Here is a 12,195-nt window from a genome sequence, read left to right on the forward strand (position 1 = left end):
ATGCAATCCTTTTATCTTATCATTCAAATTTTTTTAGCACTTGCTTTCGGCTATTTTCTAGCACCTAGACTATCTCTAAATATCCGACAGTTTATTTTTAAAATACTACCCTATTTTTCTTATATTCTCTTAGCAAGTGTGGCTTTAGAATTAACACTAGCACTTGATCAAATTGAGAACCCATCTGCGATACTTCCACCGGCTATAATCATTGCACTTACCACATCTTTTGGTTCTTTTTTTACATGTTTATTGGCTTATACAATTTTTGATAAACAAAGTGTAAAAGGAAAAATCTCACTTCAACTTTTTGTAAATGCTTTAAAGAATATTGCAAAAGCCTTTCTTGCCTTAGGCGTCGGTGTTCTATTAGGAGCTATCGCTACTCAATTCAATTCACATATGGCATTTAATAGTTGGTATTTATTATTACTGTTTATTTTCTTAATTGGTATTGAACTTGCCTTCACTCATTTCAACCGTACGTGGTTAAGCTGGAAGGTTTTAATTGTACCTTTAGCTGCTTTTATAGGGTCATGTATTGCTGGCTTCTTCAACTACTTTTTGCTTAACAAGCATTTTGCACTGAACGAAACATTAGCATTAGCACAAGGTTATGGCTGGTACTCAATGTCAGGGATCTTATTTACGCAATTACATTCGGCAGAACTAGGTGGCATCGCGCTATTGACTGATTTATTTAGAGAAATTGTTGCTATATTTTTAATGTATACCATGGGATGGCGTTTTCCTCGCCCTGCTATCTCAAGTGCTGGCGCAACGTCAATGGATGCTACCTTAGCAATGGTAAAACAGTCATGTGGTACACATTATGTACCACATGCCATGATGAGTGGCTTATTATTAAGCCTACTCGCCCCGTTATTAATTAGCTTATTTCTAAATTTTTAGGCAATTGAAGCAAGAATAGATTTCAACATTTCTGTTGGGTTTTCTGCTTTAGTAATCGGTCGACCAATTACCAGATGTGTAGAACCATCAAGCATAGCCTGCTTTGGAGTTACAATACGTTTTTGGTCGTCTGCATTAGAACCTTCTGGGCGAATACCTGGTGTTACCAAAGAGAAGTCTTCCCCAATTAATTCACGAAGAATCTTAGCTTCTTGAGCAGAACAAACCACACCATCCAAGCCACTTTCTTTAGTGAGTTTAGCCAAGCGCTTTACATGTTCTACAGGTTCAACATCCAAACCAATATCTTTTAAATCTTCACGCCCCATTGAGGTCAACACTGTGACCGCAATTAACTGAGTTTGATAGTTACCCGCTTTTAAACGCTCTACACAAGTTTCCATCATTTTACGGCCACCTGAAGCATGGACATTTACCATCCACACTCCTAAATCAGCTGCTGCACAAACAGCCTGAGCGGTGGTATTTGGAATATCATGAAATTTAAGATCAAGAAAAACTTCAAAATTTTGTTCTTGCAGTTTTTTTACAACAGATGGGCCTTCATGAGTAAAAAGCTCTTTACCCACTTTTACACGGCATAAAGTAGGATCAAGTTGTTCAACAATTTTTAAAGCGTCATATTGGCTTTTTGCATCTAACGCAACAATGATACTCAAGAGACTTTCTTCCATCATATAAAATCAGCATCATTATAATAGACAAGTCATCAAGTAATAAAGGAATGTATAAGGAAGGCTTTCAAATTTAGAGACAATAATGCCACGAGGACTAATTTTTAGAAAAATAAAAAGAAGAAAACACTGATAAATTAAGGAATATACTACTCTTTACTCGTGAATAAAGAGTAGTGTTCGAATTATAACGGAGTAGAGTTTTTATCTTGAGGATAAGCATCTAAAACGGTTTTTTCATGTCTTACATTTGCAGCGGCTTCTGCTGCTGCTAATTGAGCACTTTGAATTTGTTCTTTTCTCAAATGGTCAATATCTTTACGAAGACGTTTAATTTCCCAGCTTTGTTGAAACACTCTGAAAACCTGTACACCTAGCAAAAGACCGACCACTGTTCCAAGTACTAATGTGAGTAGCAATAATAAGCCTAATCGCATAGCTGGAACTTGGGTAAATAACAAATCAACAGAAAGCTCTGTTGGATTTTGCAATACAAGTGCTAAAGAATAACCAAATACAACAATAAGCAATGCAATCAAAATATAACGCATAGGCACCCCACTTATAAATTTTTATTTATTTCCCGGATTCGTTGACTGCATCACGCAGTGCTTTCCCGGGTTTGAAATGTGGAACAGCTTTAGCGGCCACTTCCACTGACCTTCCTGTTTTAGGATTGCGACCAACTCTTGGGTCACGGTGGTGTAAAGCAAAGCTACCAAAACCACGGATTTCAATTCGATTATCAGTTGATAGTGCTTCTATCATTTGATCAATCATAATTTTAACCGCCTCTTCCACCAAAGGTTCAGCTAAGTGTGGGTTTTTTAGCGCAATGCGTTCAATCAAATCAGACTTATTAAGAGCTTCAGTAGTCATCTACGACCTCGTTATTTATTGCTACTCTATGTCGTCTGATAATAACCTGTTTAAATACAAAACGGTAGCGCAGTATGTTGAATACTAGGCTACCGTTTACAGTAATTTGTATAAAAAGTACAATTCCGTTACATGAAACTGTACTTTATTAACCTATTACTTCATTTGTGCTTTGATCAAATCACCAATAGTCTTAGGACCATTTTCTTGACTTGTTGTTACTGTACGTAAAGTAGCAACTGCTTCTTTCTCTTCAGCTTCGTCTTTCGCTTTAACAGACAAGTTGATAGAGCGAGATTTACGATCAACGTTGATGATTTTCGCTTCAACTTCTTGACCAACTTCTAAGAATTTAGTTGCATCTTCAACGCGGTCACGGTTGATTTCAGAAGCTTTAAGAGTAGCTTCTACTTCGTCAGCCAACTTAACAGTTGCGCCACGAGCATCAACTGCAGTTACAGTACCTTTAACTAAAGCACCACGTTCGTTAGCAGCTAAGAAATCATTGAACGGATCGCTGTTCAATTGCTTGATACCAAGGCTGATACGGTTACCTTCAGCGTCTACAGACAAGATAACAGCTTCAACAGTGTCACCTTTCTTGTAACGACGAATAGCTTCTTCGCCTTGCTCGTTCCAAGAAATATCAGACAAGTGTACTAAACCGTCGATACCGCCGTTCAAGCCGATGAAGATACCAAAGTCAGTGATAGACTTGATAGTACCAGATACTTTTTCGCCTTTCTCATGAGCTTTAGCAAACTCTTCCCATGGGTTAGCACGAGTTTGTTTGATACCAAGGCTGATACGACGACGTTCTTCGTCAACTTCAAGAACCATAACATCAACTTCATCACCAATCTGAACAACTTTAGATGGGTGGATGTTTTTGTTAGTGTGGTCCATTTCAGAAACGTGAACTAAACCTTCAACGCCTTCAGCGATTTCAGCGAAACAACCGTAGTCAGTTAAGTTAGTTACACGAGCTTTAACGATAGAACCTTTAGGGTAACGGCTCATGATCGCTAACCATGGATCTTCGCCTAATTGTTTAAGACCTAAAGATACGCGGTTACGCTCACGGTCAAATTTAAGTACTTTAACAGTAACTTCTTGACCAACTTCAACAACTTCTGAAGGGTGCTTGATACGTTTCCAAGCCATATCTGTGATATGGAGAAGACCATCAATACCGCCAAGATCAACGAATGCGCCGTAATCAGTAAGGTTCTTGATAGTACCTGTAACTGTTTGACCTTCTTCAAGTTGAGCAAGTAATGCTTCACGGTCAGCAGAAGATTCTGCTTCCATAACAGCACGACGAGATACAACAACGTTATTACGTTTAGCATCAAGTTTGATTACTTTAAACTCTAACTCTTTACCTTCAAGGTGAGTAGTGTCACGGATAGGACGAGTGTCAACTAATGAACCTGGTAAGAATGCACGAACAGGACCGATGTCAACAGTGAAACCGCCTTTAACTTTACCAGAGATAACACCAGTAACGATTTCGCCATCTTCAAAGATTTTTTCAAGTTTAGTCCAAGTTTCAGCACGCTTAGCTTTTTCACGTGATAAAACTGTTTGACCCATACCGTTGTCAAGAGCTTCAACAACTACGTCAACAGTATCACCAACCTGAACTTCAAGTTCACGTTGTTCATTTAAAAATTCAGCACGGTCAACAATGCCTTCAGACTTTAGGCCAGTGTCAACAGTTACCCAGTCGCTATCGATGTTTACAACAACACCTTGGATGACTGCACCCTTTTCAACGTTGAGGTTTAATTCACTTTCTTCAAAGAGGGCTGCAAAAGATTCGGTCATGATATACCTGATAAATTCCGCGGTCTTGGATCAGACAAGGCCGGTTTAGTTAAGTATCAACATAGTCTTTATAGACTGATCAAGCTATGCGTCAACTGATAATTCTATTTGCTAAATGGTACGGCTATTGACATACTCAACCATTAACTTAAACACCTGATCGATCGTTAATTCCGAACTATCAATGATATAAGCGTCTTTGGCTGGCTTGAGTGGAGCAACTTCTCGCTCCATATCTCTTTTGTCACGCGCCTGTATATTAGCTAAAATGTCGTTTATTTTAGCATCTAGGCCCATGCCCTGCAACTGTTTTACTCTTCGCTCGGCACGCGACTCAGCTGAAGCTGTTAGATAAATTTTCGCATTTGCTTCAGGGAAAATAGCTGTTGCCATGTCACGGCCGTCTGCAACTAAGCCTGGATTTTGTGCAAAAGCTCTTTGTCGCTCAAATAATGCCTGTCTAAGCTCTGGAATTGCTGCAACTTTCGATGCATATTCACCAACCCGTTCTGTACGAATTGTTTGAGATACATCTTCGCCATCTAGAAAAACTAAAATCCCTGCTTCGGAAGTTTCAAATTTAATATCCAGTTGACGTGCATATTGAATGCACTCATCGAGCTGACTGTCTAATTTCTCTAATAAATCGTGTTTATGTAATGACAACCCTAATAAACGATATAAGGCACCAGAATCGAGTAAATGATATTGATAATGTGCTGCAAGTTTTGCGGCCAATGTTCCTTTACCCGAACCACTCGGACCATCAATAGTAATAATTTGAACTGTCATTGAACTCTCACTAAGAAGCAATTGCTTTAGCTAATCTCGAAAAGCCTAGTGTAATGGCTAGTTTTAGCTGTGCAAGGATTAATTTACTTACCACTGGAGCTTTTGCTGTTAACTCGATGCGGTATGTAACTAAAGTTATATATGGCGTAATTTCAGAAAACTCGATTCGACCTAAATGGTGTTTAATCAAAGGATTATCTATTAATTTATATTCAATGCTTTTATTTTCTTCAAGCAATGTAATTTCTTCTTTAAGTGGTTTGATTGGACCAAATCCCATACGACGAACTGAGCCTAAACCATCAGGTCTTTTAGAATCTGCTGAGTCTTTTACTCGTACCACTTGTAATGGTGCAAAAGCAGTATTATAAGTTGCATGTTTAGAGAGCAAGTTAAATACATCACCAAGAGGAGCATTAAATTCTTTTTTTACGGTAATTACATTACGCATTGGTGTTCCTTATTAAATAGAATAATGGCACTAAAGTCGCGTTAGTTTGCCATAAGCTCATGTTACTTTTTAATCACTTAAGGACGTTTTTTTGTTGTTTTTCTAGTTTCTTTTGCTCACGTCTTTGTTTAAAAAAATGACTGAGTTGTTGGGCACATTTTTCTTGTAAACAACCATGCTGAAAGGTAAATCTGTGATTGTAATAACCATGTTGTAGTAACTGTCGAGCGCTTACCAATGAACCTGCTTTAGGTTCTGTTGTACTAAAAACCACATGTTTGATTCTTGCATGTACTAATGCGCCTACACACATTGTGCACGGCTCAAGAGTGACATATAAAGTTGCATCTTCAGGTAATCGATAATTCTCTAATGATAAGCATGCTGCACGGATAGCTTGAATTTCTGCATGTGCAGTTGGATCTAACAAACTAATTGGAGCATTATATCCAGATCCAATCACTCTATTTTGGCTCACCACAACCGCTCCAACGGGGATTTCACCCTGCTGAGCGGCTAATTCAGCTTGCTCGTAAGCAAGCTGCATCCAATATTCATCACTATATTCAGTCATGTATTTTAAATGATCACACCATGTTGTCTAAGCAAAGCATTCCAGCTATCTATTGAGGTAACTGGCGGACAATCAGCTAATATGCCTCTTAGGCTTAGGTCTTCACATGGTTTCCACTCTGGTGATAAATCTTTATCAACCAAGCGTGCACGAACACCTTCTACAAAGTCAGGATGCCGAATTTTCCACTCAGAAATTTGAGCTTCTAAATCAAAGACCTCATCCCAAGAATGTATTTGTTTACCCCATTGCCACAGCAACCAAGTAATTGCCGCAGTACTAGGAGATCCTTTTTGCAAGTTCTCACTCGCTTGGCGGAGCCAATCACTGCTGGCATCACGCAAGCTAACAATAGCTTGGTAATCTTGTTCAAAATTAAAGCCACGGCAAACGCTATGAATCACATCTAGCGAGTTTTGCAATGGACCTGCCGCAACAGGACGATGCAAACTATTTAAAGTATCATCAATTGCGCGGAAATCCCCTGCAGGATAATGAGCCCAATTAATATTTAAAACTTTTTGCAAAACATTATCACGCTGTGCTTCACAAATATGTGTTGCCCAACCGATGCTATATGCTCCAGCGGCTGTCATGATTGAACCAGTTAAACCAGTAAACAAACCTACTGGACCACGATCTGCTAGGAAACGGCTCGCCCCGACATCTGGATATAAACCAATATTAATCTCAGGCATTGCCAAACGAGAATATGGGGTTACTAGACGGAATGGTGCTGCCATAAACAAGCCCAAACCACCACCCATAACATAGCCTTCACCCCAAACAACCACAGGTTTAGCATAATTATGTAAGAGTAAGTCTAAAGCATATTCTTGCTGAAAAAATTTATTCGCAGTATCTACTTCTTGATTTATAACAAGTTGACGTAATTTTCTAACGTCCCCACCTGCACAAAAAGCTTTTGGTGTAGTTGAATCTAACCAAATTGCTTTAACGCTCTCATCATCACGAAAATCTTCAAATACACGTAATAATGCCGTTACGATTGACTCATCTAAAGCATGCAATGATTTAGGACGATTCAAACGTACTATACGCCAGCCGTTTTTTGCTTCTTCAACCACCAAGTCCGGGTGATAGTTATTTACATTGGGAGAGTTCATCATGCGTCCAATTGCCAGTCTATGGGCTCAATGCCATGTTGTTTCAAATATTGATTTGTTTTTGAGAACACTTTGCATCCAAAAAAACCTCCTCTATTTGCAGCAAGAGGTGATGGATGTGCGGCGGTTAAAACCAAGTGTCTATCTCTATTTATACGTTGTCCTTTGCGCTGTGCATAAGCACCCCACAAAATAAATACCACATGTTCTCTTTGCTCATTCAAAACATCAATGACTTCATCAGTAAATGCTTCCCAACCTTGCTTTTGATGTGAAGTTGGCTGCCCAGCTTCAACAGTAAGCACGCTGTTTAGTAAAAGCACCCCTTGATTAGCCCATTTCGTTAAGTCACCATGGCGAGGAGCTGGAATACCCAAATCTGTATGCAATTCATGAAAAATATTACGTAAAGATGGTGGTAATGCAATACCTTTTTGAACAGAGAAACTTAATCCATTCGCTTGGTTCGGTCCATGATATGGATCTTGTCCTAGAATAACGACCTTCACATCAGCCAATGGTGTCGTATTTAGAGCACTAAAGATTTGTTTACTCGGTGGATATATTATTTTTTGTGCTTGCTTCTCTTGAAATAAGAAATCGCGCAAATTATCCATTTGAGGACTTAATAAAAAAGGTGCTAAAGATATTTTCCAGCTTTCTTCTAATTGAACTTTACTGAGTTTATCTTGCTGTTGCTCAGTTAATTGCATTAATGTCATCCTAGATCAATTTTCAATTCTACAAATAGAGTAACTCGATTTACACTTCGACTTGTAAATCAACTTGAGGATTATTAAATTTCATCCCTTTTTTCAAGTCTTCATACATTTGCGGATTTGCCCACTCTATCTGAATTTGTTCTGAAAAAACAATTCCATCAAGACTTAAGATCCCCATTTGTTCGTTTTGAATATCTTCAATAAAGCTTTGAGCATATCCAGTATCGGTCTCATGAACAATAACTGAATAAACCTCAACATCACCTTCCCCATTTTGAGTGATTGTTGATTGCAAAACTTGCTGAGCTAAATAAAAGAAAATACGAGAGAACTGTTCGGCTGAGGGTGAAACCGGTAAAGAAATCCAGCGAGCACTAAAAGTCTGACAAGCATCAATATATTGAGAATCATCTTTTTCCCAAAAACAGATTGCATGATCAAAGCTGTCAATAAGGTCTTTTATTACCCCTTTTAAAAGCCCAAAATCATAAACCATTTGTCCATGATCTAATTTCGAAGCTTTAAGCAATAATTCGACTTTATAGCTATGTCCATGAATTGATCGCTTACAACGATCCGATGTACAGTTACGTACAACATGTGCATTTTCAAACTTAAATAACTTGCGAATTAACATGTGCCAAATCGATCATTCCTTCTAAGAACATTATTATAAAGCAAAAGACAAAAACTTCGCACCACTTTTCAATTAGAAACAATTAGCGAAAAGTATGATAAGACTTGTGAAGAAATATTGAAGATAAACATATGGAAAATTTATATTTATTCTATTATGTCCATTAGAGAAATTCATAAAAAAGACTTTTCAATGACATGACCCAAACAAATAAATTAAAATTTTTCAACTAGTTAAATGGTGACATATTTCTAGAATAAACATAAACCTGCTTATCATTACGCATGAGTGCACTTGTAAATTGTCTTTTTCTATTATTAAGCATGACCTCAATTTGTGCTTGAAAAAAACTCGACTTTACATCCAACAGGCTATTCACCTCAGTTCTCTTTTGAGTATCGACTGTTGAAAAAGCATTCAATTGCCATAATTCATCAACATTTTGAAAGAATTTTAAATTTTGTTGGCGCATTTGAAGTTCTTTTTCTACCGCCCCTACATCCAATTTTTGATCAATACTCGCTAAGACTAATGGTGAAGCGGTATTAATATTCACTTTTGTATTTTCAGGTAATGCAGAAATATAGGGAGCAATTAAATCGTATTTCTTGCCGTCAAAACCTCTTACTAATTTCAACTCTTCGATACGATGAAATTTAGCATTTGAAGCTAAATAGCTAGGATCAAGGCCTTCATAATAACTGCTTTCAGCACCCATAGGTCCAGATGGCTCTTCATCTGAATCTTGCCAATCAATAACTGCTTGACTTAACTCTGCTGGCAAGCCTACACGTACAAGTAAGCGCTCAAACCAGCTTTTGGCAGCTTCATTTACTTTACCTTCATTGGTCGTTAAATTGTTTAAGTTAAATTTCCCTGATTCGTCTATTAAACGCCCTGACACAGTTCCATCTTCTATTGGAAAAGGTGGCATTGGCTGTGCCCATGTTTCTTTTAAATGATCAACGCCACCAGCATTGTTTGTATCTTGAATTAATAACTCAGAAAAAAAAGCTTCTGCACTTTTGGCATAAAGTAGTGACTGATTTTGACGCATTAAATAACCAGTGTTTTCCATCGTGTTGGTTTGATGCTTTGCAATAGAGGCAGCTAAAATTGTAGCCAATGCAACCATAATTAAAATTGTGAGCAAAGCTACACCTTGCTGGCTCTTTTTATAGTGCAACATTATGCCCCTCCTTCTTTGGAGAGCGATAAATTCCCTTGGTTTAAGCTATAAATCCAATCATAACTTACGCCTGCAACCGTGAGTTGTATTTTTATTCCTTTCGGTAGTTTTCTAAACTCTTCTGGCTTTGTGGGATCAATATTAATTTCTGGCCACTTTGTCACTTCATGGGGTGTGAGCACCATAATTTGAAATTGTTCAACTTGGCTCAACAGCGTACTTGATAATGGCTGCTCTCTGTTTGAAGTATTTAAATTACTATATTTAAGACGATAAAGCTTTTTTTGATCAGGATCATATCGATATTCAATACGCTCAAAAGGTGATAATCCTTGTTTCAAGGGATCAGTAACACCAGCCTTACTAAAATAGAGTACTTGGTTATCAAGTTCTAATGCTGGATGAAGCTGTCCCCCTTGATTTGCCGATAAAGGTATAATTTGCAATGTATCTCGCAAAACTTGTTGATATGCATCTTGTAATTCAAATAGCTGCACTTCATGTTGAGCATTACGATCACGGACTTTTAATAAATAATCAAAAATCTTCCAACCTAATAAAGATAGAACAGCAAAAATTGCAATTGCGACTAAAAGCTCAACTAAAGTAAATCCTGAGGCACGAGTTAATCGAGCACTGCTCGATCGTGTCGCAAGATGAGAAACTGTGTTTCGAGTGTGAGAGTCTTTAAAGCAACGCTTTGTCCGAGCGCAAGACGAAGAGCTCCGCTCGGAGTAGCCCCTCATCATTTCCGATCGTGCCGCAAGACGGGAAGCTGTGCTTCGAGAGTAAAAATATTTATTTTTTATCATTATTTTGCTTTCATTGGATAATTAAAAAACACCAAATGGGTAATACCATTTTGAACTTTTCCTTTATCAGAATCATATAAGCTAATTTGTAAATCTACTTTCTGAACATTCGGGCTGACGGTAGATTCAGCTGATTTATCAATCTGCCAAGTTTCCCCTTGAGAAGTAACCTGCTTACTTTGAGTGCCTTGAAGCCATTCTTGATTTATCTCCATTAAGGCTACTTCATTCATTGCCACAAACCGAGCTTTTGTTCTAAGAATTGCATTTGAGGTAGATTGGGTATATTGCATGGCCACTTTAGTTAACGCGACAGCAGCTACTGCAAAAATTGCTAAAGCTACCATTACTTCTAATAGAGTAAAGCCTTTAGATTTCATTTATTTTACCCAAATGATCAATTTGTATTTCTGAACCAATTGGTTTTTGTTCAAAGTAAAACTGTATTTTAACTGTTTTAGCTTCACCATTTCCAAACCAGATTAGCTGAGGAGCCTGTCCTCCAACTAAATCGGTATTCGTCGCTTTTGAATAGGTTTGACCATCTAGAGGTTGTACTGTAAACGATACATGTTTAGGCAATTGGCGCGTAGTAAATTCTGGGTATTTCTGCCAACGGTTTTTTAAATCTTGGACCTGTAATTTACTCTGATCGTGGTATTCATACAGTTCATAGGAAAATGGGGAAACGTCAGTCTCACTCAGAGTAGATAAAGCTAAAACACGAGATTGATCAAGTGATTCTTTACCAATTTTATGTACATCAAGCAAAAATAATTCTCTTGCTTGCATCGCTTTCTTTTGATCAACCCCGCCTATGTTGAGTACAACTAGAGAGGTCATAATCGTCATAATAACAATCACCACCATCACTTCAATGAGGGTAAAACCTTTTTGTGATTTAGGCGGTGATTGAGATTTCATATCGACCTATTAAGCATATTGTTCAACAGCTTGTTTAGGTAAGGCTAATGCCTGATCAATATAAGCCACTCTTAACGTGTCCCTTGAACCTAAATACCGTTGGTAAAAACTTGAATTGAGAATAGCTGCTGCACCATGAGTTAATGACCAAATAGATGCTAAATAATCTCGAGTAGGCATATTGCTTTGGATAGATTCTAAATAGTGATCTGTCATGCGAATAATAATTCGTAATCGCTGTTTACGCACCTGATAAAGTTCATTAAAAAGGTGATGTACGCCTTGAGCTGTAATCGAAAGTTTTTCCTCAATTTGATGAAATAAAACTGTCCGCTCAGGATGATGTAAATGATGCAACATAAAAAAGGCCAAGTGTTCCGGAAAGGCCTTTTCAGTATCTTGAACCATTTCTAGTAACATACGTTCATTACGAATAATCAATAGCATGTACAATTCATCTTTACTTTGAAAGTGTTTGTACAAAGTTCCTTTTGCTAAATCAAGCTCAGCAGCCAAGACATCAAGTGTCATTCCGGCTTCGCCATTTTCTAGCAATAATTGCTCCGCAACCTGAAATATTAATACTTCTCTTGCTCGGAACTGAGCCTGACGATCCATCTTCACGCAATTACTCTCTTATATAGTTTCTAT

At 37.9% G+C, this 12,195-nt stretch carries 16 protein-coding genes; 1 reads left to right on the forward strand and 15 read right to left on the reverse strand.

What is annotated here, in order from left to right; all coding sequences use genetic code 11:
• Entirely contained in the window at positions 1-912 is a 912-nt protein-coding gene (locus F936_RS11145) for a LysO family transporter (protein ID WP_003651493.1), read from the forward strand.
• Here the strand turns inward: F936_RS11145 and pyrF are convergent.
• From pyrF to F936_RS11220, 15 genes are all read right to left on the reverse strand, one after another.
• Positions 909-1,607 (reverse strand): orotidine-5'-phosphate decarboxylase, encoded by a 699-nt coding sequence (pyrF, locus tag F936_RS11150; RefSeq protein ID WP_003651491.1) that lies wholly within the window; start codon positions 1,605-1,607, stop codon positions 909-911. The two genes, F936_RS11145 and pyrF, sit on opposite strands and share 4 nt — an antisense overlap.
• Before the next feature lie 185 nt (positions 1,608-1,792).
• On the reverse strand, positions 1,793-2,158 hold the full coding sequence (locus F936_RS11155) for a lipopolysaccharide assembly protein LapA domain-containing protein (protein WP_003651489.1): 366 nt from the start codon (positions 2,156-2,158) through the stop codon (positions 1,793-1,795).
• A 25-nt stretch (positions 2,159-2,183) separates the two neighbouring features.
• Complete coding sequence (locus tag F936_RS11160; protein ID WP_003651488.1) at positions 2,184-2,486, reverse strand: integration host factor subunit beta; 303 nt, start codon at positions 2,484-2,486, stop codon at positions 2,184-2,186.
• Positions 2,487-2,642: 156 nt separating this feature from the next.
• Positions 2,643-4,316 (reverse strand): 30S ribosomal protein S1, encoded by a 1,674-nt coding sequence (gene rpsA, locus F936_RS11165; protein WP_003651487.1) that lies wholly within the window; start codon positions 4,314-4,316, stop codon positions 2,643-2,645.
• Between the two features lie 111 nt (positions 4,317-4,427).
• Positions 4,428-5,108 (reverse strand): (d)CMP kinase, encoded by a 681-nt coding sequence (gene cmk / locus F936_RS11170; protein ID WP_005047442.1) that lies wholly within the window; start codon positions 5,106-5,108, stop codon positions 4,428-4,430.
• Positions 5,109-5,118: 10 nt separating this feature from the next.
• The gene (locus F936_RS11175) at positions 5,119-5,559 is read right to left on the reverse strand and encodes an SRPBCC family protein (protein ID WP_004642638.1); all 441 of its coding nucleotides are present in this window, start codon (positions 5,557-5,559) and stop codon (positions 5,119-5,121) included.
• Positions 5,560-5,632: 73 nt separating this feature from the next.
• The gene (tadA, locus tag F936_RS11180) at positions 5,633-6,133 is read right to left on the reverse strand and encodes a tRNA adenosine(34) deaminase TadA (protein ID WP_005047443.1); all 501 of its coding nucleotides are present in this window, start codon (positions 6,131-6,133) and stop codon (positions 5,633-5,635) included.
• 5 nt (positions 6,134-6,138) lie between these two features.
• Positions 6,139-7,263: an enoyl-CoA hydratase/isomerase family protein gene (locus F936_RS11185; RefSeq protein WP_016802048.1), complete on the reverse strand. Its 1,125-nt coding sequence runs from the start codon at positions 7,261-7,263 to the stop codon at positions 6,139-6,141.
• Entirely contained in the window at positions 7,260-7,973 is a 714-nt protein-coding gene (gene ung, locus F936_RS11190) for a uracil-DNA glycosylase (RefSeq protein ID WP_003651482.1), read from the reverse strand. Before ung ends, F936_RS11185 begins: the two co-directional genes overlap by 4 nt.
• A 49-nt stretch (positions 7,974-8,022) precedes the next feature.
• On the reverse strand, positions 8,023-8,619 hold the full coding sequence (locus F936_RS11195) for a 6-pyruvoyl trahydropterin synthase family protein (protein ID WP_003651480.1): 597 nt from the start codon (positions 8,617-8,619) through the stop codon (positions 8,023-8,025).
• Between the two features lie 229 nt (positions 8,620-8,848).
• Positions 8,849-9,808, reverse strand: coding sequence for a type II secretion system minor pseudopilin GspK (gene gspK / locus F936_RS11200; protein ID WP_005047445.1), 960 nt, complete (start codon positions 9,806-9,808; stop codon positions 8,849-8,851).
• Complete coding sequence (gene gspJ / locus F936_RS11205; RefSeq protein WP_005047446.1) at positions 9,808-10,620, reverse strand: type II secretion system minor pseudopilin GspJ; 813 nt, start codon at positions 10,618-10,620, stop codon at positions 9,808-9,810. The genes gspK and gspJ overlap by 1 nt, the downstream gene beginning before the upstream one ends.
• On the reverse strand, positions 10,620-11,000 hold the full coding sequence (gene gspI, locus F936_RS11210) for a type II secretion system minor pseudopilin GspI (RefSeq protein ID WP_005047448.1): 381 nt from the start codon (positions 10,998-11,000) through the stop codon (positions 10,620-10,622). Before gspI ends, gspJ begins: the two co-directional genes overlap by 1 nt.
• Positions 10,990-11,544 carry a type II secretion system protein gene (locus F936_RS11215; RefSeq protein ID WP_005047450.1) on the reverse strand — a complete coding sequence of 185 codons (555 nt, stop codon included), beginning with the start codon at positions 11,542-11,544 and terminating at the stop codon, positions 10,990-10,992. The genes gspI and F936_RS11215 overlap by 11 nt, the downstream gene beginning before the upstream one ends.
• Positions 11,545-11,553: 9 nt before the next feature.
• Positions 11,554-12,162: a TetR/AcrR family transcriptional regulator gene (locus F936_RS11220; protein WP_004642629.1), complete on the reverse strand. Its 609-nt coding sequence runs from the start codon at positions 12,160-12,162 to the stop codon at positions 11,554-11,556.
• Between the last annotated feature and the right edge of the window lie 33 nt (positions 12,163-12,195).

Source organism: Acinetobacter calcoaceticus DSM 30006 = CIP 81.8, from assembly GCF_000368965.1.
GTDB classification, from domain to species: Bacteria; Pseudomonadota; Gammaproteobacteria; order Pseudomonadales; family Moraxellaceae; genus Acinetobacter; species Acinetobacter calcoaceticus.